Origin of the sequence: Halococcoides cellulosivorans, from assembly GCF_003058365.1 — an archaeon.
Taxonomy (GTDB): domain Archaea; phylum Halobacteriota; class Halobacteria; order Halobacteriales; family Haloarculaceae; genus Halococcoides; species Halococcoides cellulosivorans.
Genome location: NZ_CP028858.1, coordinates 348,868 through 372,197, shown reverse-complemented (window position 1 = coordinate 372,197; position 23,330 = coordinate 348,868). Strand labels below are relative to the sequence as shown.

Below are 23,330 nucleotides of genomic sequence, written 5' to 3'. Positions count from 1 at the left end.
TTGTATCGGTGGATCGCCCGAACCGGACAGCCGTATTTGAGTTAGCGCTGGCGGCGGTGATGTGCTCCAATAAATCGGTGTCGGAGATTTCGCCTCTCACTCAAATATAGCCAGGATCAGTTTGAGTTAGAGCGAATTTCGAGCGCGTAACTCAAGCGCAGTCAGTCACCCCAGCGATCGAATCGGTCGGAGAGGACCGCATGGCAGAACTCGTGTGCGGTCTCGATCAATCGGCCTGAACTTCGGAGACTTCAAGCGTGTACTCGTCGGGCAGGGCCTCGACGATGACCCTGATCTTCAGCACGCCGTACTCCCGAGCGACGGCCTGCATATCGTCCGCTTGAGTGCGCTGAAAGGACGCGTCGCCGGTCTTGATCTCGCAGTAGTACATCGCTACAGGATTATCCTGATACTCTGACCCGACCAGCACCAGCAGATCGGGCGACCAGGACACGTCCGCGTCGAGGTCGTCCGTGATGTAGGGGTCTGGAATCCCGTACAGGTAGTGGCGCTCGTCGATCACGTCGTCGAGTTCGTTGCGCAGGACGTGCTTGATGCCCCGAGCCAGCCCGGACGTACCGCAGACGAGCGCCTCCCCAAGTGCGCCGTACTGGTTCGCGCCCACGTCGAAGGTCAGCCCGGTCGTGTCCGAGGGCTTCGGGTCGGACACGTACCGCCGCGGGTGCCGGATGAGATAGCCGTCCGCGTCGCTCGAGTCCTGCGGCGCGGCGGCCTGCACACGGACGCGCTCCCCGGCGGCACTGACCCGCTCCGCGAGGGCCTGGGCCGCCCCTTCGGACTCGCAGTCGAGGACATCGCCACGGTCAGCGACGAGGTCCGCGACGGCGTCGTTCGCCTCGCGGGCCGACTCTTTGATCGCAAGGCGGTACATTAGCCGTGCTGGGCGATGTCGTCGGGCACCTCGATGTCGGTGTTCGTGGTTCTAACCGCGCCGGAGAGCAGGTCTTGCATAAGGCCGCGTTTGAGGCGCTCGTATCTACTCAAGAGATTGCGTTCTGAATCCAGTTGTTCACGAAAACCACCGAGAATGTCCACGATACGATGCTGTTCCTCGATCGGTGGTACTGGAATTTCCATACTTTCAATATCTCCCACATTGACGTGAGTGCTTGTACTCCCTCGTGCAGATCGTTCAAACCAACTCTGCATCATATCAGAATACAGCAGTTCAACGAGGAAATCAGCATCTAGAACGCCATTTTCGGGTCGGAGGTGCATCAACCGCTGACCAAGACATAGTTTCATACCTTCAGATATTTTGAAGGCTTCACCAATAGGTGCCTCACGAGTGAAAACTACATCCCCCGGTTTCGGCTCCAGCCGAGAAACTCGCTTCTGATACCCTTCTTCATCCACTCGTGGAGATTCGTCTGGATAATAACGACCATCTTCGATCTCGGAAGTGCGAACGACCGGGGTTCCGTGCTCCGAATAGTCCGGGGTTGAATGGGGGCAATCGACTACGTGAGAGCAGACCTCGTCAACGCGTCGCAACTGCCAATCATTTGGCACAGATCCGAGATATGTTTCTTTCAAACCGTCATCTGATCGCTCTATCCCAGACTCCTGAATACCACGAGAAAATGCGTCTTGCCGGACACCATCGCGGATGCGTTCTATCTGGGATTTGATTTCCTCAGTCTTCTCAATCGCCCGGTCAACCGTGTAGAGTACGGTGGCGATTTTGCGCTGTTCGGGGAGTGGTGGAAGGTCGAAACCAAAGTTACAGAACAGATTCCACGACGTTCGCGGCATCCGCGTCCCCGCTGAAGTACGCCGAGCGTAGTCATACGCAGGCTTTGAACTTAGGCGATACAGTAACCACTTTGAGTTTACATTGGACTCCGCCACAATAGGGAAAATATCGGTAGACGCGACGCCCTCAAAATCAGGTTGTGCCGATTTCTCAAGATTTGGACGGAGTTTTGCAAAGAGAATATCTCCGGCCTCAAATCGGCGCTTAGTACTCGATAGGTCATCAAGAGACTCCCAATCAGGATCGGGCCTGTTCGGGTCAATATGCTCCAACCCTACGTGTTTCTCTAACGCTACCTCCTGTGGGTCAATGTTATCAGACCGTTTATATGCTATCTCGTGGAGTTGGACGTTCCTCCACTCCTGTTCCTGGTTATCGCTCTCATCCCCCTGAGCAAACTCCCCCAGCGTCGCCTCCTCACTCATAGTTCAACGCCTCCATGTGCTCGGTCATCGTCGCCTCGATCTCGCTCCGCTCGGCCTGCAACTCGCGCAACGTCGCCAGTTCTTCCACCACGTCGATGTCCTCCTCTGGCTCCGTCGTATCGACGTACAGCGCGATGTTGAGGTTGTAGTCGTTCTCCCGAATCTCCTCGATCGACACCGTTCGACTCACGCGCTCCTCGGTCGCCCACTCGCGGAAATTTGCGACGATGTGGTCGAGGCCGTCGTCGGTGAGTTCGTTCTGGTTCGAGAGTTCCTCGTAAAAGTCCTCGTCGGCGGCGTGGATGAACTGCACCTCGCCCTCGCGCTCGGCGGGCTTGTCCGCGTTCAACACGAGGACGGCGGAGGGAATCGAGTTGTTCTGGAACAGGTTCTCGGGCAACCCGACGATGGCCTCCACCAGATCGTTTTCGAGCATTGGCTCCCGATACCGGGACTCGTGTTTGCGGAAGAGGACGCCGTGGGGAATGACGATCGCGGCCTTGCCGCCCACCCCGTCGCGCTCGGGCCGCTTGAGTTGCTCCGCCATGTGCATGATAAAGGCGTAGTCGCCCCGGTCGGCACGCGGGAGTTTCTCGTGCCAGTCGAACCGGCCAAAGGCGTCGTCCTGGAGGTCGCTTTTCGCCCAGTCCGCCGAGAACGGGAAGTTGGCGAGGACGCGATCGAAGCGCGTGAGGTCGCTGGTGTCCTCGTCGGTGAACGCCGGACTCGACAGTGAGTCCTCGCGCTCGATCTCGCCATCCAGGCCGTGAATGGAGAGGTTCATCTTCGCGATCGCGGCGATGTCGGGGTTGATTTCCTGCCCGGTGAACGTCAGCTTCGTCGGGTCGCCGCCCTGCTGTTCGCGGTAGTAGCGGGCGGCCTCGATGAGCATCCCGCCCGAGCCAACGGTCGGGTCGTGGAACGTCATGCCGTCCTCGAACTCGTCCACGAGGCGAACGCAGAGGTTGACGATGTGCGGCGGCGTGAAGAACTGCCCGCCCGATTTGCCTTCCTCCTCCGCGAAGTGCCGCACCAGATCCATGTACGCCTCCCCGAGCATGTCCGGCGGCACGCTCTCGCGGTCGAGATCGTACGTCGTGAGGTGTTCGACGAGTTTTCCAAGCCGGTCGTCGTCGAGCGCGTCTGCGTCGATGTAGTCTGCGCGGAAGACCCCCGTGAGTTCGGGGTTCTCCTCGGTGAGCGCGTCGAACGCGTCGTTCAGCGCCTGATCGACGTTGTCCGAGACGGCGCGAACGTCGTCCCACAGATAGCCCTCGGGAATGACGGGAATATCGTAGAGGTTGCTCCGCCGGGCGAACTCCTCGCCGTACTCCTCGACGTTGGCCGCGTACTGAGTCTCGAACTCGTCGGAGATCGATTTGTAGTAGACGAGCGGGAGAATGTACTCCTTGTAGTCGGTCGGATCGACGGCATCGCGGATAATGTCGGCGCACTTGAAGAGGTGCGTTTCAAGGTCGGGCAAAGAGAGGGGCATACCACGAGAGTGCAATGGAGGGAGGTTATGCTCTGCGATGGAGCGCGATGGTTGAAATGCTGACCCCCACTCCATTATACTAACTCGAAGTCCCCGAAATTAATATCACGTAACATTTATAACGATAGGTGTGGTACGATCGAATGATGATAGGTCAAACTATCAGCGCCATCGTGAAAGATGGCAAGGTTACCGACAGAGAACTACTGCTCGGCCTCGGCGCAATCGCTGCGTTCGTGTACGTCAGTTCGAAATAGTGAGCAGAAGGGGCCGGGACCACCCTACGAAAACAAACACGGTCCCCCATTACGGTTCTATCATCCAAATCTCCGAGAGATATCTGTATCCTGTTGTCGACGCTGCTCCAGAATCCAACCCAATCATCAGAGGGTGCAGACATTTCCGAGGGCCTCCAGTGAAGACCCATAGGCCCATTCTATGCAGGCATTCACTGGCCCACCGCTCCCTTACGCAAAATAAAATCCTCCGAGAGAAGTAAAGGGGGCTCTCAACCATATCACGGGAATCATTTTGTGTCGTCTCGCATACGCTCGGACATGATGAGCAAGACCGTCTCCACCGACGATCGGGGACGGATCGTCATCCCCAGCGGGATTCGAGAACGCCACGGCGACCGCTACGTCCTCGACACTCGCCGATCGCGTCGAACTGATCCCCATCGCGGACGACCCGATCGGGGGGCTTCGCGACGCCGTCGGTGACGCCTTCGACGACAGATCGATCGCGGAAATCACTGGCGAGGCCCGTGAGGCGGCGAGATCAGAGGCCCTGGACGAGGCCACCGAGTCCGACGAGTGATGATTGACGCCGACACGGACTTTTTCATCGCGCTGGTGGAAGACGACGACTGGCTGGGGGAGCGGGCCGCCGCGATCGCTGCCGAGTATGAGGGAGAACTCTATTCCTCTCGGGCGACGCTGCTGGAACTGTTGATGGTCTCGGATCGGTTCGAGTTCGATCGGATGGCAGCGCTGAGCTACGCCCTCGAAATCGCGACGGTCGACGCGGACGTGTCAGTCCTGTTCCAGGCCGCGGACTACATGGACGAGTACGGCCTCACCGCGTTCGACGCCTATCACCTCGCGTTCGCGGGTGACGATCCCATCGTCTCCTCGGACCAGGCGTTCGACGACGTGACCGACGACCGCATTCCGATCGAAGAAGGCAACGAGCGCGAGTAGTGCCCAGAAGAGAGTCGAGAAGTCAGCAAGCGAAAACTGCCGGGCCCGACACCCTGCCGTCCGAAGGCCTACGGTCCGTCCCCGGCGTCTACTCGAAGTGACAGTCGAAGTCGTCCGGTGGCGTCGCGTCGTCCGGCTGGACGGTCCCGATAAAGTCGAGTGCGACGATGTGGTACGGTTCGTCACCGAGGGCCAACCGATCTCGCCCGAGCGTCAGCGGGAGTTCGGGATCGTCGATCGTTGCCTGCGCAACGTCGGGACAGCCCAGTCCGGGATCGTCGAAACAGCGCATCAGGTAGACCACGATCTCCTCTAGGTTTTCGTCGGGACCCGACAGCGAGACGGTCTCACAGTCCGTCCAGATAACCTCGATCGCGTCGGTGTCGTCCTGGTCGAAGCCACAGTCGAAGTCGTCCGGTGGCGTGATGTGGTCTGGGTGCACGCCGCCGACGAACTCGACCGCATCGATGTGGTACGGTTCGTCTCCGACGGCCAACCGATCTCGCCCGAGCGTCAGTGGCAACTCGGGATCGTCGATCGTTGCCTGCGCGCCGTCGGGACAGCCCAACCCGGGATCGTCGAAACACCGCATCAGGTACACCACGATCTCCTCTAGGTTTTCGTCGGGCCCCGACAGCGAGACGGTCTCGCAGTCCTCCCAGGTGGCCTCGATCTCGCTGTCCACACACGGCGGCGTCTCGCAATCACTGGCGAGGTTCCCCGCCGGTCGGAGATGGGTCGAATCCAACTGCCGCTGTTCTGCGTCGAGGGCGTCCTGAGCACACTGGTCGGGGTTGACCCATCGTGTGCCCGCCACCTGGAGGCCGATGATTTTCCCATCGGGAACGTTGTCGTCGGCAGTCGAGACGCAGAAGTCGCCGCTGTAGTGTGGCGTCCCCGTCGGGGCGGGGTCGAGACGGCCCCCGTCGACGACGAATCCGACGTCGTACCCGCCGTCGTCGGTCTCCTGGGCCATCAACACGTCTGCGTTGCCCGCCACACAGACACAGAGTTGGTCACAACCACAGAAGACCGGCGTGCCGCGGACCCAGTGTCCACTGGCAGTGCCGACGAGGCCGAGCCCGGCGAGCGCGCCGGTGGCCACTCCCGTGAGCACAGTGCGTCGGTTCACACCACGGTCGGTATCATCGATCCCTTCGGATGACGAGTTCGAATCCGTCATACCTGGGACTGCTCGGGAACGACATTATCTATAGACAGCTTAGCGACGAGATAGCACGGCTTACCGTGGGATCGGTGACGGCTCGGCACGCCATCCCGGACGACCCTCGTCCGGTCGGGCCCGCCGTGGTGCGTTCCGACGATCGCATGCCGACCGAACACCGGGCGGAGAGCGGAACGACCGGTCTCTGATTCGGAGTTTCGAATATCACCCGAGGCCAGGCCACTCGACGCTCGCCCCGAAGTTCGCCTCGATGCGCTCCCTGCGGCTGGTCTGTGCTCCGGGACTGTGTCACACCGCCAGTGCGCTCGGTCGCTCTGCGGCGCACGGCACGCCGTCGAGGTACGCGGCCTCGATCCGACGGAGTCCGGATGGGTCGGCACCCCCTATTTATGTTCCAGTGCACACCTCGTCGGAAGCGAGCTGACGGTCGAAAACCCACACAGCGGTCTTCTCTGCGGGTATTGAACGGTCCGAAACTCGTGTGGATCGTCGCAACTTTTTATTGACGACGACTCCCTAAAATGAAGCCAGGATGAACGCGAGAACACTGTTTTTCATCGGGGTGGCGACGGTTCTGGGGGTCGGACTCGTCGCGGGATCGGGGGCGGCCGCCGACGTGACACCGTCAGAGGCCGACATCGTGGTCGGAGACAGTTCGGCAGCGAACGCCACGACGATTCAGGAGGGCGTGAATCAGGCACCGAGCGGTGGGACCGTCTACGTCGAATCGGGACTCTATGCCGGCAACGTCACCGTCACGGACCCAGTCAGGATCGTCGGACCGAACGCGACCATCGCCGGCAGCGGGCCGACCGACGGCGGCGCTGGCGTCGTCGCACAGGCCCCGACCGCCATCGAGGGCCTGGCGATCGGCGCGACCCAGGCCGCCGTCGTCGTCGACACGTCGGGCACAGTCAGAATCGACGACCTGCTGGCGGGTGACACCCGCGTCGCCGTCGAGGGGACGAACGCCACGGGCCCGGTCGTCGTCGAGAACAGCGAGTTGCGGGCGACCGATGACGGGATCGCCCGGACGTATCCCGCTGGCCACCTCGCCGTCAAGAATACGACGATCGACTCGGAGGGGCGGGGGATCGACGTGGCGATGTCGTCGGGTCGCTCGGCGGGCGCACCGAGCACCGCCACGACGGCAGCGACCGTCTCCATCCGAAACAGTACCGTCGTCGCGAACGGGTCGGCGGTTGGCGTCCGCGCCGACTCGCTGAACGTCGAAACCGTTCGGGTCTACTCGCCCGCCGACGGACTCACGACGATCGCAGGAACGGCCTCGCTGACGGATCTGACCGTCGATACCCGGGGCTACGGCGTCGCCGCCTGGACGGCGAACGGCGCGAGTCTGACGAGCAGTGACGTGACGGCCGAGAGCGTCGGCGTCGGCCTCAACGGCGCCAACGCATCGATCGAGGCCACGGCGATCGACGCCGGGACCGACGGCGTCGTCGCGGAGTCGACCAACGCGAGCGTGAAGCGGGTCTCGGTCACGGCGGGTCGTGACGGCCTGGCGCTCTCGAACGGCGTGTTCTCGGCGTCGAGAGCCGGCATCCGGGCGAATCGCACAGCCGTCAACGCCTCCCGGGCGGCCCTCGACGCCAGCGACCTCAGCCTGGAGGCCTGGCGCGGCGTCCACGCGATGGGACACGTCCAGGTCGGGATCGACCACAGCGACGTGACCGCCACCCGGGCGGCGCTCGCCGTGCCCGCGAGTGGATCGGTCTCGGTCAGTCGCTCGTGGCTCTCGACGGGGAGCGCGCCGACGGTCCGGAGCGCGAGTGGGGCGTCGATCGACATCGAGGCCAGCGAGTTCGCGACGACGGATCGGGTCGTCGAGGCGAGCGGGCGCACGACGGCGATCAACACCACCGGCTCGTGGTGGGGGCAGGCCGGCGGCCCGACCGCGGCGGACGTCTCCGGGCCGGTCGAGAGTGCCGCGCCCGCCGACACGCCGATCGCACCGACTGCCGTTGCCGATCGCGCGCTCCCCGTCGAACCGATCGACGGAACGGTCCCGCGGGACGACGACTTCGACGGCGTCTTCGAGGACCTCTCTGCGGACGGCACGATCAACTTCCCCGACGTGAACACCTACTTCCAGCACACCGAAGACCGCGTCATCACCGCGTTCGTGACGTATTTCGACATCGACGGCGACGGCGCGGCCGGCCTCCAGGACGTCCTCGCGCTGTTCGAGACGGTGTGACCGGTCGGTCCCGACCGTCTTTCGAAACACTCAGGACGCGTTCGGCCCGAATCGGGCGGTATGTCCTACGGCCACTACGACGAGTCGACCCGCGAGTACGTCGTGACCGACCCCGAAACCCCCAGACCGTGGACGAACTACCTCGGTGAAGGTGTCTACGGCGGCATCGTCACCAACACCGGCGGCGGCTACAGTTTCCACGAGGATCCGCGCAACCAGCGCGTCACGCGCTACCGATACAACGCGATCCCGCGGGATCAGCCCGGACGCTACGTCTATTTTCGTGACGCCGAGTCCGAAGAGTTCTGGTCACCGACCTATCAGCCCGTCAAAGCGGACCTGGACGACTACGAGTGTCGCCACGGGCCCGGCTACACCACGATCGAAGGGTCCAACGACGGCATTTCGGGCGCAATCACCTACTTCGTCCCGCCGGGCGAGACCTGCGAGGTCTGGGACCTCGAACTGACCAACGACTCCGATCGTGAGCGAACGATCGAGACCTACAGCTACGTCGAGTTCTCCTTCCCCGACGCCTACATGGACCAGACGAATCTGGACTGGACGGGCCAGATCATGCAGGCCGACGCCGCGCCGAACCGGATCACGATGGTCTCCTCGGCGATGGAGATCGACTACGTCCACGCCACGTCGGGCCATCCCGTCGGGTTCGACACCGATCGCGAGGAATTCGTCGGGATCTACGAGGGACTCGAATCGCCGGAGGTCGTCGCCAAGGGCACGCCACGCGACTCGATTTCGACCCACGGCAACGTCATCGGATCGTTCACCCACGAGATCACCCTCGAACCGGGCGAGAGCGAGCGAATCGTCTATCTCACCGCGCCCGAAGCCGACGACGACGTCATCGAGGAGTACACCGACCCCGCGGCGGTCGACGAGGCGTTCGAGGCGCTCGGCGACGACTGGGACGACTACCTCGCGACGATGACCGTGGACACGCCCGACGAGAACCTGAACGCAATGCTCAACGTCTGGAACCCCATCCAGTGTCGCTCGACGCTCTACTGGTCGCGGTCGGCGTCGCTGTACCAGGCCGGACTCGGGCGTGGCATGGGCACGCGTGACTCGGGCCAGGACACCCTCTCGATCGTCCACGCCGTCCCCGATCAGGTTCGGGAGACCCTGGAGATGCTCTGGGGCCTGCAGTTCGAGGATGGCCACACCTGGCACCAGGTCTACCCGCTCAGCGGCGAGGGCGACGTCGGCATCGCCAACGAAGAGCCCGAAAAGCCGCAGTGGTTCTCCGACGACCACCTCTGGCTCGTCCTCGGGACCGTCCAGTACGTCAAAGAGACCGGCGACACGGACTTTCTCGATCGGGAGATCGACTTCGAGGACACCGATCCCGCGCCCGTCCGCGAGCACATCGAGCGCGCGCTCGCGTTCACCGACGAGCACCGCGGCAAAGACGGCCTGCCACGCCTCGGGTATTCGGACTGGAACGACACGCTCAACGCCGACCACGGCAGCGGCAAGGCCGCGAGTATGATGACCGGCGCGCTGTACTGTCGGGCGCTCGACGAGGCCGCTGGGTTGTTCGAGCACCTGGGAAAGGAGTCGACCGCCAACGAGTACCGCGCGGATCGCGACGCGATGGCCGAACTCATCGACGACGTGGCCTGGGACGGCGACTACTACATGCGCGGGTACGACGACGACGGGACCCCGATCGGCGCGAGCGAGAGCGAGTTCAACCAGATCACGCTCAACGCCCAGACCTGGTCGATTCTCGGCGGCATCGCCGACCAGGATCGCGGCGAACAGGCGCTCTCGGCCGCTCACGATCGGCTGAACACCGAGTACGGCTTCGCGCTGATCGACCCACCCTACGACGTGGAGGGCACGCTCGATTCGATCGGTGGGACGACAACCTATCCCCCGGGTGCGAAAGAGAACGGCGGAATCTTCTGTCACGCCCACACCTGGTCGATCGTCGCCGCCGCGATGCTCGGTGACGGCGAGCGCGCCCACCAGTACTACCGACAACTCAATCCGCTCGAACACGAGGACATTGCGGACCAGCGCCTGACCGAGCCGTACGTCTACAGTCAGAACGTCCTCGGCCCGACCCACCCCGACTTCGGTGAGGCGTCGAACTCCTGGCTGACGGGGACGGCTTCGTGGGCGTACGTCGCCGGGACGCAGTACCTCATCGGCGTCCGGCCCACCTTCGACGGCCTCGTCGTCGACCCGACGATTCCGGCCGACTGGGACGCATTCGAGGTGACCCGGGAGTTCCGCGGCGCGACCTACGAGATTACCGTGGAGAACCCCGATAGCGTCGAATCGGGCGTCGCCGAGATCGAGGTCGACGGTGAGGAAATCGACGGGGATGTCGTGCCGGTCTTCGAGGACGGCGACACCCACGACGTGCGCGTCGTGATGGGCTGAGCGGGATCGAGCAGAGCGCCCGCACGTGATATCGACACGCCGACGGCACCGCCACCGTTTTCGAGCTCCGCGTCTCACCGACGAACGTGACACTCGAACTGGCCGAGTGGGTGATGCGGGTCACCGTCATCGGCATGGGCCTCGTCATTCTCGTCCTCCAGGGAGTGCTCTGGTACAGACTGTTCAACGGCGATTTCGGCCCACGGACCCTCCTCGGCGAGGCCCGCGAGGGGTATCGCGAGGCGCTCGACGAGGAGTGACGCGGGCGCCGATCCCCACCGCCCTTTCCCGACCGTAGTTTTATGCGCCATCCCGTCACACGCTAGTCCATGGCACGCGAAGTGACTCACGAAGCGACCGGTCCCGAGATGATCGACCCCGACGGCCAGGCCGCGATCTGCATGTGCGGGCTGAGCGACGATGTCCCGCTATGTGACGGCTCGCACGCCGCGACCGGCGACGAGGGCGACGCCGTCTACAAGTACGAGGGTGACGACGACGAGAACCCGCGCCACGAGATCAGCGAGATCGTCTACACGGACGAGTAGCACCGTCTCTTCGGTGAAGTCAATTCCTCGACCGTTCGATACATCGGGTGGTTATTTCAACCCGAAATTCGTTGTAAGAGAGGGGACGTACACCCATGCCAGTCGAGACGCCACCGTCGGGCCGGGGGGAATCGAATGCGGAGAGGCAGTCGACACGCCGGGAGGTGCTCGCCGCACTCGGGAGTGTCGGGCTGGTCGCTGGCCTCGGGCCGCAGGCGACGGCGGTGACCGCCGAGACCCAGGATCTCCGCGTCGATCAGATCCGCCTGACGTCGTTTCGCGGGGGGTTCGGGCGTGACGATATCGACACCGAACCACGGGTCGAGGGGTCCGACGATCAGATCGTCGTCCGTGGCGCATTCACGCCCGAGGAGTCCTGTCGGCGCGTCACGCCAGCGGGAGCCACGTTCGACACCGACCGACGCCAGTTGACGGTCGATCTCACCACCGAACCGGCCCCGGACTGCCCCGCGGACGACGCCTACGTCTACGCGTACGAGATCCACGTGAAGACGACGCCCACGGTCGTGGTCGTCGACCCCCCGGGCGATGGTGAGCGCGAGCGTCACTACCCCTACGACGACTGGAACTCGTTTCGGATCGGCATTACCGACCGCCAGGTGAGTCACTCTCCTGCCGACAGCCCACGAGACCCGGAGATCACCCTCGGGTCCGGCCAGATCCAGGTGAGCGGTGCGATGGCCGCCACCGAACCCTGTGGATTGCCCCAGATCGCGGCCCTCCATCTCGACTATGGGGACCACCTCGTCCTCGAACTCGCGCGCCGACCACCGGGCGACCGAGACTGTCCCGAGACCGAGGCCGTGGGCTACACCGTCACGCTCACCGTCGACTCCGTTCCCGAGATGCTGTCTGTGGTCGAGCGGACGCCCGACTCGCGCCGGACGACACTCGCCCATCGGTTGATCTCGAACCCACCGATGCCGATCAGTACGGGTGGGATTGCAGACGCCAGCCTGGACTGGCGGACCACCCCGATGGAGCCACCCGAACCCGAACCGCGCGTGTCGTTCGATGGCGATCGCGTCCAGATCGTGGTGCCGGCGGTCGACCCCGACACAGACTGTTTCGCGGTCACGCCGACGAGTATTCACCAGGATCGGGGCCTCCTTTCGGTCGCGATCGAACCGATCCCCGACCCCCCGTCAGCGATCCCCTGTCCGGGCGACGGCGACGGGCACCGCTGTGAGATCGAAGTCGTGGGAACCGATCAGATCGACACGGTCGTCGTCAGAAAGGAGGGGTGGTCCGACGCAAAGTACCCCCGTCGATCGGTCGAATATCTGCACCCGCCGGTCGACCGCCCGGACGCCATCGACGCCATCGACGTGACGATGGAGGGAGATCCCACGGGCAGTGAGGAGTACCCCGCGGTCTCCGTCGACGGGGAGACGATCACGGTCACGGGGCAGATGGTGTACGGGTCGAGTTCGTGTAACGAGATCCGTCTGGCCGAAGCGAGACACGCCGATGGCCACCTCAAACTCGCAGTGATGGGGGCGCGCCGACCGAATTATGGGCGAGTCTGCTCCGAGGACGTCGCCACGAGGCGGTACCGCCTGGAGGCCACGGTCGATCCGGAGGCGACCGTCGATCAGATTACGGTCGCGGAGTGGGGGCGGGCCGGACTCTGGCATGTCCACGGGACGACCACGACGGCCACCGGCGAGCGCGTGCTGAACTACCACCTCGACACGACGTTCGTCGACCGACGCGTCGAAGCGGTCAACGAACGGCCGGCGATCCAGACGGCAGCCTCGGAGATCACCGTCGATGGAGCCGTCGCCGTCGAGCGAACCACCCGACTCGTCGACCTCGATCGGATCGGTATCGCGGGCGGCCAGTACGACCTGGACCTGAGCGTCCGGACCGGGGTCAGCCCAGAGCTGTGGCCCCATTACGACCGCCCACGCCTCAGAGGCTTCACCGAGAGTGAGTCGCTGATATACCAGCTCAGACTCATCCCATCGGGGACGCGGTCGGTCGGTTCGGCGACGGTCCGCGAAACCGGGCCAGTACACGGGACCCAGACCACCACAGAGCACCGCCTCGATCCGATTCGGGGGGTCGTTCCCCGGGACCGAGACGGGGACGGACTCTACGAAGACCTCAACGCGAACGGGAAACTGGACTTCGCGGACGTGAACACGTTGTTTCGAACGATGGACGAACGGAGCGTCACCGACCACCCGGCGGCGTACGACTTCGACGGCACGGGTGACCTCGACCTCCAGGACGTCCTCGCGCTGTTCGAGCTGGTCTGACCGTTCGATCGGATCTGACCCGGAAAGACAGGACGTGAGGACCGAACGGGCCTTACTCGCCGACGCGCGTCAGCGGCGACGCGCCCGCGACGATCGCGCCCGTCGAGATGAGTGCGGCCGACAGCGTGACGTAGTCGGCCGTCGGAGAGAGGCCGGCGAGACTCGCCCCCACGTCGACGATGAACACGGTCACGAAAAAACTCAACACGGCAAACACGAGCAGGACGACCGCCGCGATCAGACTCGCGGCGAGCGCACCGAACGAATCGAGCACTCCCATGCAGGCCACTCAGGCGGGGCAGGCAAAACAGTTGGGTCCCACCCCGCCACACTCTTGGAATCGGCCCCCGATCCGATCGGACATGCAGGCCGCGACCGCACACGAAGAGATCGGCGCCGCGTCGGACCCTGCGGCCGCGCTCATGGCGTGCCCCCGGGAGGACCGACTGGCCGCCTTCGAGCGACTCCCGCCGCCGATCCGCGAGACCGTCCTCGACGCGCTGAGCGAAGACGACCTCCTGGCGTTCGTCCACGACCTGGACCCCGACGAGGCCCGGAGCGTCCTCACCGACGCCGACGAGACCACCCGTGAGACCGTCCTCGACCGCCTCGACACCGAGCGCGCCGAGAAGATCGACCGCCTGCTCAGCTACGACGCCGACAGCGCGGGCGGGCTGATGAATCTGGATTTCGTGACCGTGAGTGCCGACCGGCCGATCGACGCGATCACCGAGCGCGTCCGGCGATTCGAGTCCCGCACCGGTCGGTATCCGACGATCTTCGTGGTCGAGGACGGCGACATTCTCGGCGCGCTTCCGAACGGGACGCTCGCGATGGCCGCCCCCGACGACCGGGCCCGCGCGTACGTCGAAGCGGTCCCGAGCGTCCGCTACGATCGCGAGGACAGCGACGTCCTCGCAGTCTTCCGTGAGAATCGCGACCGCGCGGTCGCCGTGCTCGACGCCGACGGCTCCGTGCTCGGTGTGATCCACGCCGGCGATCTCCTCGGCGTCGTCGAAGACGTCGCCGGCGAGACGCTGTTCGAGTTCACGGGCGTCGCCGAGGCCGAAAATGCGCTGGACGGCCCGCTCGTGAAGGTCAAGAGTCGGTACACCTGGCTAATTATCAACCTCGGGACCGCCTTCCTCGCCGCGGCGGTCGTCGGCCTGTTCGAAACGACGATCGCCCAGATCGCCGTGCTCGCGGCGTACATGCCCGTCGTGGCCGGGATGGGCGGCAACGCCGGCACGCAGGCGATGGCCGTGACGGTCCGGGCGATCAGTCTGGGCCAGGTCTCGCTCGCGACCGGCGCCCGCGTGATCCGCAACGAGGCGGTCGCCGGTGCGATCAACGGCGCGATCATCGGGGCGCTCGTCGCCGTCATCGCGACGGCGATCTCGTCGGCGCAGTTCGGCGTCCTCCTCGGTGCGGTCGTCGGCGTCTCGATGGTCGCGAACCTCCTCATCGCGGGGTTTTTCGGCGCGCTCATCCCGCTCGTCCTCGATCGCGTCGGTCAGGACCCCGCGACGTCGGCGACGATCTTCATCACGACCGCGACGGACGTCCTGGGCTTTCTGGTCTTCCTCGGATTGGCCCAGACCGTCCTGCTGTGAGTCGGGCGCGGACGCGATCCCCCGCCACGCGATCACCCGCCAGTCGATTCCGGTCGCGCACGGGCGATCGTGTACAGGCCGGCAATCGAGCGGTCGCGGTGGTCGATTCTGAGCCCACTCCCGTCGATCAGTCGATCGAGATCGAGCGTGAGCGTCGAAAACGCGAGTCGAGCGACGGGATCGATCGCACGCCTGACCAGCGATCCGTCGGTGCCCGGTGCGACGAACTTGTCGAGAATCGAGATCTGCCCGTCGGGCTGACAGACCCGGGCGATCTCGGCCACGACCCGCGTCGGATCGGCCACCACCGAGAGCACGAGATGGGCGAGGACGGCGTCGACCGAGTCGTCGGCGATCGGCAGGGCGGCCGCGTCCGCGATCGCCGCGCTCACGTCGTGAGTGCTCGATCGAGTCGCCGCTCGACGGACCATCGCGGGCGTCAAATCGACCGCGATCACGCCCACGCCGGCGGGCAGATGGTCGAGATCCGGGCCGGGGCCACAGCCGACGACGAGGACGCGATCGCCCGATTCGAACTCGAGGCCGTCGATCGCCCGCTCGCGGGCCGCCCGAAACGGCCGGACGGCGAGATCGTAGATCGGTGCGTAGACCCGGTATCGCATCCGATTCCAGCGGTTCGACTGGCTCACGCTACTCGCTCCCGTCGGCATCAGTCGTCTCGGGCGAAACGCGCGCGAGACGCATCGCGTTGCCCGTGACGCCGAGACTCATCCCCATGTCACCGACGACGACCGCGACGGCGACGCTGACCAGGCCGATCGGGACGCCGACCGCGAGCAAGGCCTTCACGCCGAGACTCGACCAGATGTTCTGGCGGATGACGCGATTGGCGGTCCGCGAGAGATCGTAGAGGTAGGGCAACTTCCGGACGTCGTCGCCCAACAGCGCGATGTCGGCAGTCTCGATCGCAGTGTCGGTGCCCGCCGCGCCCATCGCGACCCCCACGTCGGCGGTCGCCAGCGCGGGCGCGTCGTTGATGCCGTCGCCGACCATCGCGACCGTGCCGTACTCCTCGCGGACGGCCTCGACCGCAGCGACTTTGTCCTCGGGCAGGAGTTCGGCGCGATACGCGTCGACGCCGGTCTGGTCGGCGATCGCTCGCGCCGTCCCCTCGTTGTCGCCGGTGAGCATGACGACGTGGGCGACGCCGAGGTCGAGTAAGCGCTCGACGGCCTCGCGTGCGCCCGGACGGACGGTGTCGGCGACGCCGATCAGGCCGTGGACCGCGTCGGCCGTCCCGACCGCGACGACGGTCTTCCCGTCGGCTTCGAGGGTCGCCCGGGCGTCGTCGGCGTCGTCGGCGTCGTCGCTCCCCACTGCCGCCCCCGCGCCGTCGGCCCCCAGGTCCGCGAACAGCGCGGGCGTCCCTGCATAATAGGTCTCGCCGTCGATCGTCGCGTGCACACCCTCGCCGGGGCGGGTCTCGAAGGCACTCGGTTCGGGGATCACCATCCCCTCGCGGTCGGCCCGGTCGAGGATCGCCGCCGCGATCGGGTGTTCCGAGCGCCGTTCGAGCGCCGCCGCGATCCGGAGAATCGCGTCGGCGTCGCGATCGCCCGACGGGACGATATCGGTCACCGAGAGGTCGCCCCGCGTGAGCGTCCCGGTCTTGTCGAGGGCGACCGCCTCGACGGTACCCATCGTCTCCAGGTGGTTCCCACCCTTGATGAGCACGCCCGAGCGGGCGGCGCTGGTGATCCCCGAGACGACCGAGACGGGCGTCGAAATGACGAACGCGCAGGGACACGCGATCACGAGCAAGGTCAGCCCACGGACGAACCACGCGCGCCACCCCGCCGGGAGGACGACGTCGACGCCCGCGACGGCGAGCGTCACGTCCGACGCGATGACGAGCGGCGGGATCGTCGCCGTCAGCACGGCGAGAACGACCACGACCGGCGTGTAGTAGCCCGCGAAGCGGTCGACGAACTGCTCGCTGTCGGTCTGATTGCGTTCAGCGCCCTGGACGAGATCGATGATGCGCGCGAGCGTCGAATCGCCCGCCCGAGAGGTGACCTCGATCTCCAGGTAGCCCTCGGCGGTGATCGATCCGGCGAACACCTCGTCGCCCGCGCGCTTCTCGACGGGCATGCTCTCGCCGGTGATCGGTGACTCGTCGACCGCGCTCTCGCCCTCGACGACGGTCCCGTCGAGGGGGATCTTCTCGCCGGGTTTGACGAGCACCCGGTCGCCGATCGCGACGTCGTCGGCGGGGACGGTCACCGCCTCGCCGTCGCGCCGGACCGTTGCCTCGTCGGGCGAGAGTTCCATCAACTCCCGGAGCGAATCGCGTGCCCGGTCCATCGCGTAGTCTTCGAGCAGTTCGGCGATCGAAAACAGGACGGCCAGCGTCGCGGCCTCGACGAACAGGCCGATCGCCGTCGCCGCGATGATCGCCGTCCCCATCAGCAAGTCGATGTCCAGGCTCCGGGCGCGCGCCGAGTGGAATCCACTCCGGACGACCGGTGCACCGCTCACGACGACCGCGAGGAGGAAGAGGAGGTCCGCGACGGTGATCGACGCGCCGAGAACGGTCGCCACGCCGACGTTCCCGCCGGTGAGGACGAACTCGACGATCAGTCCGAGCGTCAGGACGACCGCCCCGATCCAGGTCTTGATCGCGCGCGCACTCGTCCAGACGTCCGTCGGCGGGGCGATCGCGGGCCCCCCGGTGTCCGTCTCGTCGTCTCCACCCCCACCGTCGAGCACCTCGTAGCCCGCACTCTCGATGGCCGCGATCACGTCGCGCCGGGTCGTCGCCTCGGCGTCGTACGTGACCGCCGCCGTCCCCTGGGTCGGTGAGAGCTCGACCGCCGTGATTCCCGTGACCCGTTCCAGACTCCCGTCGACTTTCTTCGCACACGACGGACAGTCCATCTCGGGGACGACGAGGCGGGCCGTGACCGTCTGCGCCGACTCGGCGCTGCCCGCCCCGCTGGAAGGGGTCCCGTCGCTCGAGGTCCCTGGGGCGTCCTCGTCGTTCGACCTCGCTCCCGCGTCCTCGTCGCTCATTACGAGAACGCAGGAGCGAGAGATCGATAAGCCTTGGTTGGAACGTTCCAACTCAATCGTGGGTCGGCCGCTGTCGGTCGACGAACTGGGTCGCGAGGTGGGCCTCTGCGCGGCGCAATCGATAATTCAGCGTCGATCGAGGCACGTCGAGATGGGCGGCCAGATCGCTCACGTCCACCTCGCGGGGCGTCTCGTAGTAGCCGTGTTCGACGGCGGCCCGGAGCGCCGCCCGTTGTTCGGCCGGCATCTCGGCGTCGGTCGCCGCCGTCGCGCCCGAGCGGAGCATCTCGATGGCGGCACACTCCCCCAGAGCGTCCTCCAGCGCCCCGAAGAAGGCACTCTCATCGCCCTCACCCGAGTGGATGATCCGCCAGGTGTAGTGGCGTTGCTCGTGGCGCGTATCGAACAGGAGGCCGTCCCCGAGGTGATCGCGTGCGAGGTGTGGCACCGAGACACAGACCGGCGAGCGCTCCCAGTACGAGAAGAGCACGAGCGTGTCATCCGAGCGGTCGAGCACGTCGGTGGTCTGTGTCGCTCCGCAGTCGTCGGTCGCGAGACAGTCGGCGTAGTAGTCGGCGTCGCGAAAGGCCGATTCGATGGCGGCGAGGGCGTCGCTCCCCCCGGTGGCGTGATCGACCCGCCAGAGGCGGTCGTCGGTGACGTGGACCGACAGCGAGCGGATCCGGGCGTCGGGGTGGGCCGCCAGCGCGTCCGCGACGGCGTTACACCCGGGGTCGTACTCCAGAGCGAAGGCGAGTTCGCGCACGATCGGCGTTGGGCCGGCGCGGACAAAACCCTCTGGCTTGTGTCGATCGCCGACCGCGACGGGCTTGGGGGCATCGGCCCCCGATCAGCCCAGCGGGCCGGCGACCTCGAAGACCGCCAGCAGGTAATAGGCCGCGACGCCGACGAGCAGCAGGCCCGACCCCACGTCGACCGCGCGCCGGTGAGCCGTGAGCGTCCCGAGCACGCGATCACGGGCCGCCTCGGAGACGACCGCGAGCGCGAGCAGCGGCGCGGCCATGCCGACGCCAAAGGACAGGAAGTTGAGGAGGCTCCGGACGGGGTCCGCGATCAGCGTCGCACGGGCGAAAAACACCGCGATAAAGGCCGGATTGCAGGGCAACACGATCGCCGCGAAGAAAGCGCCGTAGGCCAGCGCCGACAGGCCGGGCCGGCGGGACTGGGGTGGCTCGACGCTCGGCAGGCGGGCCTGGGGGTCGAACCCCACGATCAGTGCGATTCCGAGCAGACCCAGCAGGGCGAACGCTGGCGGCGAGAGGACCTCGACGACGCGGGTCAGTGACGTCTCCAGGACGGTCGTGAAGAGGACGCCGATGGCGGCCATGGTGCCGATCACGCCCGTCGCGACGAGCGCACCGAGCGTCGCGACCGAGGGGGCATTTTCGCCCTGATCGGCCAGGAAGGCGAGAAAGCCCGGGTAGAGTGGGATAACACACACGGCCGTCAGCGGCGTCGCCAGCCCCAACCCGAACGCCGTCACGATCGATCCGAGGACCATCAGCACTCGGCCGCGAGCGATTCGATCTCGTCGGCACTCTTCAGACTGCCCGAGCGGTAGATCGTCGATCCGTCCGCACAGACCACGACGATCGGCGTGCTCGGCGGGTGGACGATCGCCCCGTCGAAAGCGTCGATCAGCGCCGAGGTCATCGGTTCGGGCGCGATGGCGTATCGCCAGTCGAACCCGTTGCCGGCGGCGTGTTCGCGGACGATATCGCGCGATTCGTTCGGGTCGACGTTGAGGCTCACCCGCGTGACGCCCTCCAGGTCACGCATGTTCTGTTGTTGGGCCGAACAGGTCGGACACCAGACCGCGAACGTCTCGACGACGACCGGCGGGTCGAGACTGCCGATCGTGAACGGGTCCGCACACCGGACGCTCGTGAGTTCCATCTCCTGCCAGTCGGCGTCCGTGGAGCCATCGGCGGCGCCGTTCTCGGCAGACTCAGCGTCGGCGGGCAGCGTCGGATCCCCACGACACTCCAGGGGCGTCTCGGTGGTCGGTGCGGCGGTCGTCGCACTCGTGCCGTCCCCGGTCGTCGCCGTCTCCGTGCCGTCGGTCGTCCGGTCCTCGCCGGTGGACTCCTCACCACGCCCCAGACAGCCAGCGAGGAGACTCGCGCTCGTCGCCCCGGCACCGATCAGGGTCCGTCGTCGCGTCAGATCGCGTTCGTCGTGCATACCCGTCGTTCGACCGATCAACGAAAGTATATTTTTCAAACTCCGTTCGGGGTCCGTCCAAACTTCGGTCGGGATCGCCGGACCCCAAACACCGAAGGCCGGCCCGGGGCGAACGCCGGTATGGTCGAGACGACACTCGACGAGATCCTCGCGCGCAACGACCGCCACGTCCAATCGCTGCCCGACGACCAGTTCGACGACGTCCAGTCGGGCCAGGCCCCCGCGGCGGTGTCGATGTGCTGTTCGGACTCGCGGGTCTCACAGACCGGGATGGTCGACGCTGTCGACCCAGGCTGGCTGTTCACCCCGAGTACGATCGGCAATCAGGTGCGCGATCTGGTGGACGGCGAGTGGGTGATCGACGGCAGCGTGCTCTACCCGATCGCTCACACCGGGACCCGGGTCGCGCTCGTGGTCGGCCACACCGGGTGTGGCGCGGTCACCGCCGCGCTGGAGGCCGTGCAGTCGGGCGCATCCGACCAGCCCGCGGGCATCGAGAAGTGGGTCGAGGCGCTCGTCCCGATCGTCGAGGACGGCCTCAACGACGATCGAATCGACTCCGAACGGAAAGCATCGCTGGTCGACCAACTCGTCGAGTACAACGTCGACCGCCAGGTCGAGTTCCTGCGTGCGAGCGGGGACGTACCCGACGCAGTCGCGGTCTACGGGCTGGTCTACGACTTCCAGTCGGTGTACGGCGACACGAACGGCCGGCTGTATCTGGTGAATGCGAACGGTGAGACCGACCCCGCGACGCTTCGCGACCAGACCGGCGCGGAGCACAGCGATCACGTCCGGCGGCTAGATGAGATTTAAGGTCCCCAGCACTACAATATATATCCAAGACGGCAAGATCTGACGGAACGCTATTGTCTGGCAGGTTCACCCGGTGCTGTTCTATGTTTCCGCTGATTTCGTCTCCGCAAGAACCACTTTCGACAGATTTTGGTCAGGGATGGGTACTTGACGATTGTGAAAATGCCATCAGCAGATGAGTATGCTGGGTACCTACGTTTGTTGTCGTTCTAGCCCCACTCAGGAGCGTTTGAATTTGTCTCGGTCGCCTGTGTCGAGAATTCCATCGCTGGTCCGTTTTGCAAAGCCATATTTCTCAAGATACTCAAATCGATGGTTAACTTCTTCCTCAGAGACCCCCAACTCGGTCGCTAACTCTGGAACCGTCTTTGGTGTCTCCACATCTAGGTTCATACGAAGCTCGTACCCCTCCATGTACCGTTCGTAGTAGTCGTGAATCGTATCGTCGAGAGGCGTTTGTATTCCTGCCTGTTCGTCTAGCTTTTCCAGCGATTCAGAAATGACAGTAACGAACCTCTCACCGCCGATGAGATCGACCTGTGTAGCGATCTCTCGTTCGATTGTATCAAAATCTAGACCAGACTGGACGAGTGTCGCCATGTCTCCGATATCATCCGGGCGCTCCGCGACTGATTTGAACAGAAAGATATCGTCAAGAGAGACGAGTCCGATGGAGAGGGACTGCCTCGATAAGAATTCTTCACTCCGTTCTTTCATTCCGTCACTGAAGACCAGTTTATTCGCGATCTGGCAGTGAAACAAATCGAGTTGACAGCCTTCCTCATTCCGTACGCAGTGACGGGCTCCCAGATTCTCGTACTCCTCACCGAGATCGGAGACCACTTCGTAGCCCAGATCTCGAAGCGTCCCCATAAGACGGCAAAACGCCTCTTCGTTTGCTACAACGAGGTCGATGTCTTTGGTCGTGTCCTTGAGATCGCGAAACGACATTGCGCCCCCGCCAATGAGATATGCATCGACCTCCATTTTGAGGTGTTCAGCGATTCGATGTAGTTCCATTTCAATATAGTCACGGTCGAATCGAGCACGGGAGGTCATACGTTAATCTCGTAGTCTGCGGCGGTACTTTTGAAGTCTTCCCATGAGGGAAGGCGGTCAGAGGGTATCCGCCCCCCAGTCTCCAGATATGCAACGAGGTCGGTAATGATCGTCAGTAAGTCGATATCTGCTTCTTGTTCGTAATATTTCGCGCGCTCCCGTAGCGTCGTCCATCCAATTGTTTCTCGCTGGATGAGGAGAAGACAGTAGGTTCGATAGCGAGAGTCGTCGTCGATCAGTAGCGTATGACAGACCAAGTCCGCCGACGAAACTCCGGTAATCCGGTCGGAATGGAAGTAATGTCGCCGATTTCGTGTGAGGAGGGGGATGTCGAACTCGGCGAAGAGTGAGGGGCCGGTTAGAAAGAACCCGTCACGGTCAAGTTCACTATCGGACGCAAAGAGGTATTCTTCGTGGGTCTCCCAGAGAATATTCACCCTGTCTGCACGACGTTCAGCTTCTCGACGGTGCTCATGATGCGCCAATCCCCGTGCGATCGACGATAGCTTCGAGAAGGGGTCGTTAAGCTCGTAGTGTGATTTTGACTTACCGATGATCCCGACTGCCTGTAAGTCGTTTAATCGACGGTAGACCGTCGCACGGCTGAGGTCGCTCACTTCGGCGAGTTCGGTCGCGGTCCGGCGACGATCTAGATAGTAGAGCAGTCGCAGTCCAGAACCAGCCACGAGTTGAGGAAAGTCTACGTGGCCGTATTCGGTCATGAGAGCCTGGAGCTGTGCAACCGGTTCGATATCAGAGAGCTTAGTCAACTTGTGACGTCCTGATTCAGTGGTTCGGATGCATCCTCGTGCTTCTAGATCGGAGACGATTCGCGATGTGTGCCCAGTACTCCACCCAAGTTGATCAGCGAGGGTACTAATCGGTACCTCCGAATTGGATTCAGTTGCGAGATATGATAGGAGCCGTAGTTGGCTCTCACCGATCATGTTGTCTCACTCAACGCAATGCATTCATAAGTCCCTTTCGCAATTTGAGACAACCAATACAATATACAACCAGTATGAGCGGTGACTTCCCAATGCATCGTTTCAT

Annotated in this window: 20 protein-coding genes and 1 pseudogene; 9 read left to right on the top strand and 12 right to left on the bottom strand. The window is 64.3% G+C overall.

Annotated elements, in window-relative coordinates:
- Positions 1-226: 226 nt before the first annotated feature.
- The 3 genes from HARCEL1_RS01805 to HARCEL1_RS01795 are packed head-to-tail and all read right to left on the bottom strand — an operon-like array spanning position 227 to position 3,697.
- A complete protein-coding gene (locus HARCEL1_RS01805) occupies positions 227-892 on the bottom strand; it encodes a hypothetical protein (protein WP_108380903.1) in 666 nt (221 codons plus the stop codon).
- Positions 892-2,202: a restriction endonuclease subunit S gene (locus HARCEL1_RS01800; RefSeq protein WP_108380902.1), complete on the bottom strand. Its 1,311-nt coding sequence runs from the start codon at positions 2,200-2,202 to the stop codon at positions 892-894. The genes HARCEL1_RS01805 and HARCEL1_RS01800 overlap by 1 nt, the downstream gene beginning before the upstream one ends.
- On the bottom strand, positions 2,195-3,697 hold the full coding sequence (locus HARCEL1_RS01795; RefSeq protein ID WP_108380901.1) for a type I restriction-modification system subunit M: 1,503 nt from the start codon (positions 3,695-3,697) through the stop codon (positions 2,195-2,197). The genes HARCEL1_RS01800 and HARCEL1_RS01795 overlap by 8 nt, the downstream gene beginning before the upstream one ends.
- Before the next feature lie 560 nt (positions 3,698-4,257).
- Here HARCEL1_RS01795 and HARCEL1_RS13925 point away from each other — a divergent pair.
- Both HARCEL1_RS13925 and HARCEL1_RS01785 read left to right on the top strand, forming a co-directional pair.
- Positions 4,258-4,516, top strand: a pseudogene (locus HARCEL1_RS13925) (AbrB/MazE/SpoVT family DNA-binding domain-containing protein).
- Positions 4,516-4,899, top strand: coding sequence for a type II toxin-antitoxin system VapC family toxin (locus HARCEL1_RS01785; protein ID WP_108380900.1), 384 nt, complete (start codon positions 4,516-4,518; stop codon positions 4,897-4,899). The pseudogene HARCEL1_RS13925 and the gene HARCEL1_RS01785 overlap by 1 nt, the downstream one beginning before the upstream one ends.
- An 88-nt stretch (positions 4,900-4,987) precedes the next feature.
- On the opposite strand, the gene HARCEL1_RS01780 is transcribed toward HARCEL1_RS01785, so the two are convergent.
- A complete protein-coding gene (locus HARCEL1_RS01780; RefSeq protein WP_159076975.1) occupies positions 4,988-6,031 on the bottom strand; it encodes a hypothetical protein in 1,044 nt (347 codons plus the stop codon).
- Between the two features lie 586 nt (positions 6,032-6,617).
- On the opposite strand from HARCEL1_RS01780, the gene HARCEL1_RS01775 reads away from it, so the two are divergent.
- The 5 genes from HARCEL1_RS01775 to HARCEL1_RS01760 all read left to right on the top strand — a co-directional run bounded on the left by HARCEL1_RS01775 (position 6,618) and on the right by HARCEL1_RS01760 (position 13,551).
- Entirely contained in the window at positions 6,618-8,303 is a 1,686-nt protein-coding gene (locus HARCEL1_RS01775) for a hypothetical protein (protein WP_108380898.1), read from the top strand.
- Positions 8,304-8,363: 60 nt separating this feature from the next.
- Entirely contained in the window at positions 8,364-10,718 is a 2,355-nt protein-coding gene (locus HARCEL1_RS01770; RefSeq protein WP_108380897.1) for a GH36-type glycosyl hydrolase domain-containing protein, read from the top strand.
- An 86-nt stretch (positions 10,719-10,804) separates the two neighbouring features.
- Positions 10,805-10,978, top strand: a complete 174-nt coding sequence (locus HARCEL1_RS13265; protein ID WP_159076974.1) for a hypothetical protein — start codon at positions 10,805-10,807, stop codon at positions 10,976-10,978.
- A 69-nt stretch (positions 10,979-11,047) separates the two neighbouring features.
- Positions 11,048-11,266: a CDGSH iron-sulfur domain-containing protein gene (locus HARCEL1_RS01765; protein ID WP_108380896.1), complete on the top strand. Its 219-nt coding sequence runs from the start codon at positions 11,048-11,050 to the stop codon at positions 11,264-11,266.
- A 95-nt stretch (positions 11,267-11,361) separates the two neighbouring features.
- A complete protein-coding gene (locus tag HARCEL1_RS01760; protein WP_159076973.1) occupies positions 11,362-13,551 on the top strand; it encodes a hypothetical protein in 2,190 nt (729 codons plus the stop codon).
- A gap of 52 nt (positions 13,552-13,603) precedes the next feature.
- Here HARCEL1_RS01760 and HARCEL1_RS01755 read toward each other — a convergent pair whose 3' ends face one another.
- Entirely contained in the window at positions 13,604-13,831 is a 228-nt protein-coding gene (locus HARCEL1_RS01755) for a hypothetical protein (protein WP_108380894.1), read from the bottom strand.
- A gap of 82 nt (positions 13,832-13,913) precedes the next feature.
- Here HARCEL1_RS01755 and HARCEL1_RS01750 point away from each other — a divergent pair, with 82 nt between their 5' ends.
- A complete protein-coding gene (locus HARCEL1_RS01750; protein ID WP_108380893.1) occupies positions 13,914-15,164 on the top strand; it encodes a magnesium transporter in 1,251 nt (416 codons plus the stop codon).
- 32 nt (positions 15,165-15,196) lie between these two features.
- Here the strand turns inward: HARCEL1_RS01750 and HARCEL1_RS01745 are convergent, their stop codons facing one another.
- The 5 genes from HARCEL1_RS01745 to HARCEL1_RS01725 form a co-directional block, all read right to left on the bottom strand.
- Positions 15,197-15,835, bottom strand: coding sequence for a class I SAM-dependent methyltransferase (locus HARCEL1_RS01745; RefSeq protein WP_108380892.1), 639 nt, complete (start codon positions 15,833-15,835; stop codon positions 15,197-15,199).
- Positions 15,816-18,197, bottom strand: coding sequence for a heavy metal translocating P-type ATPase (locus HARCEL1_RS01740; protein WP_108380891.1), 2,382 nt, complete (start codon positions 18,195-18,197; stop codon positions 15,816-15,818). The genes HARCEL1_RS01745 and HARCEL1_RS01740 overlap by 20 nt, the downstream gene beginning before the upstream one ends.
- Before the next feature lie 52 nt (positions 18,198-18,249).
- Positions 18,250-18,963, bottom strand: a complete 714-nt coding sequence (locus tag HARCEL1_RS01735) for a helix-turn-helix domain-containing protein (RefSeq protein ID WP_108380890.1) — start codon at positions 18,961-18,963, stop codon at positions 18,250-18,252.
- Between the two features lie 84 nt (positions 18,964-19,047).
- Entirely contained in the window at positions 19,048-19,719 is a 672-nt protein-coding gene (locus HARCEL1_RS01730; protein WP_108380889.1) for a cytochrome c biogenesis protein CcdA, read from the bottom strand.
- On the bottom strand, positions 19,719-20,402 hold the full coding sequence (locus tag HARCEL1_RS01725; protein ID WP_108380888.1) for a TlpA family protein disulfide reductase: 684 nt from the start codon (positions 20,400-20,402) through the stop codon (positions 19,719-19,721). Before HARCEL1_RS01725 ends, HARCEL1_RS01730 begins: the two co-directional genes overlap by 1 nt.
- A gap of 120 nt (positions 20,403-20,522) precedes the next feature.
- Here HARCEL1_RS01725 and HARCEL1_RS01720 point away from each other — a divergent pair, with 120 nt between their 5' ends.
- On the top strand, positions 20,523-21,218 hold the full coding sequence (locus tag HARCEL1_RS01720) for a carbonic anhydrase (protein ID WP_108380887.1): 696 nt from the start codon (positions 20,523-20,525) through the stop codon (positions 21,216-21,218).
- A 219-nt stretch (positions 21,219-21,437) separates the two neighbouring features.
- Here the strand turns inward: HARCEL1_RS01720 and HARCEL1_RS01715 are convergent, their stop codons facing one another.
- Positions 21,438-22,277: a hypothetical protein gene (locus HARCEL1_RS01715; RefSeq protein ID WP_108380886.1), complete on the bottom strand. Its 840-nt coding sequence runs from the start codon at positions 22,275-22,277 to the stop codon at positions 21,438-21,440.
- Positions 22,274-23,224, bottom strand: coding sequence for a MarR family transcriptional regulator (locus tag HARCEL1_RS01710; protein ID WP_108380885.1), 951 nt, complete (start codon positions 23,222-23,224; stop codon positions 22,274-22,276). The genes HARCEL1_RS01715 and HARCEL1_RS01710 overlap by 4 nt, the downstream gene beginning before the upstream one ends.
- Positions 23,225-23,330 lie beyond the last annotated feature (106 nt).

Excerpts from the sequence above, each read along its gene's own strand:
- HARCEL1_RS01805 (WP_108380903.1), bottom strand. The coding sequence starts at position 892 with ATGTACCGCCTTGCGATCAAAGAGTCGGCCCGCGAGGCGAACGACGCC.
- HARCEL1_RS01800 (WP_108380902.1), bottom strand. The coding sequence starts at position 2,202 with ATGAGTGAGGAGGCGACGCTGGGGGAGTTTGCTCAGGGGGATGAGAGC.
- HARCEL1_RS01795 (WP_108380901.1), bottom strand. The coding sequence starts at position 3,697 with ATGCCCCTCTCTTTGCCCGACCTTGAAACGCACCTCTTCAAGTGCGCC.
- HARCEL1_RS01785 (WP_108380900.1), top strand. The coding sequence starts at position 4,516 with ATGATTGACGCCGACACGGACTTTTTCATCGCGCTGGTGGAAGACGAC.
- HARCEL1_RS01775 (WP_108380898.1), top strand. The coding sequence starts at position 6,618 with ATGAACGCGAGAACACTGTTTTTCATCGGGGTGGCGACGGTTCTGGGG.
- HARCEL1_RS01770 (WP_108380897.1), top strand. The coding sequence starts at position 8,364 with ATGTCCTACGGCCACTACGACGAGTCGACCCGCGAGTACGTCGTGACC.
- HARCEL1_RS01765 (WP_108380896.1), top strand. The coding sequence starts at position 11,048 with ATGGCACGCGAAGTGACTCACGAAGCGACCGGTCCCGAGATGATCGAC.
- HARCEL1_RS01760 (WP_159076973.1), top strand. The coding sequence starts at position 11,362 with ATGCCAGTCGAGACGCCACCGTCGGGCCGGGGGGAATCGAATGCGGAG.
- HARCEL1_RS01755 (WP_108380894.1), bottom strand. The coding sequence starts at position 13,831 with ATGGGAGTGCTCGATTCGTTCGGTGCGCTCGCCGCGAGTCTGATCGCG.
- HARCEL1_RS01750 (WP_108380893.1), top strand. The coding sequence starts at position 13,914 with ATGCAGGCCGCGACCGCACACGAAGAGATCGGCGCCGCGTCGGACCCT.
- HARCEL1_RS01745 (WP_108380892.1), bottom strand. The coding sequence starts at position 15,835 with ATGCCGACGGGAGCGAGTAGCGTGAGCCAGTCGAACCGCTGGAATCGG.
- HARCEL1_RS01740 (WP_108380891.1), bottom strand. The coding sequence starts at position 18,197 with ATGAGCGACGAGGACGCGGGAGCGAGGTCGAACGACGAGGACGCCCCA.
- HARCEL1_RS01730 (WP_108380889.1), bottom strand. The coding sequence starts at position 19,719 with ATGGTCCTCGGATCGATCGTGACGGCGTTCGGGTTGGGGCTGGCGACG.
- HARCEL1_RS01725 (WP_108380888.1), bottom strand. The coding sequence starts at position 20,402 with ATGCACGACGAACGCGATCTGACGCGACGACGGACCCTGATCGGTGCC.
- HARCEL1_RS01720 (WP_108380887.1), top strand. The coding sequence starts at position 20,523 with ATGGTCGAGACGACACTCGACGAGATCCTCGCGCGCAACGACCGCCAC.
- HARCEL1_RS01715 (WP_108380886.1), bottom strand. The coding sequence starts at position 22,277 with ATGACCTCCCGTGCTCGATTCGACCGTGACTATATTGAAATGGAACTA.
- HARCEL1_RS01710 (WP_108380885.1), bottom strand. The coding sequence starts at position 23,224 with ATGATCGGTGAGAGCCAACTACGGCTCCTATCATATCTCGCAACTGAA.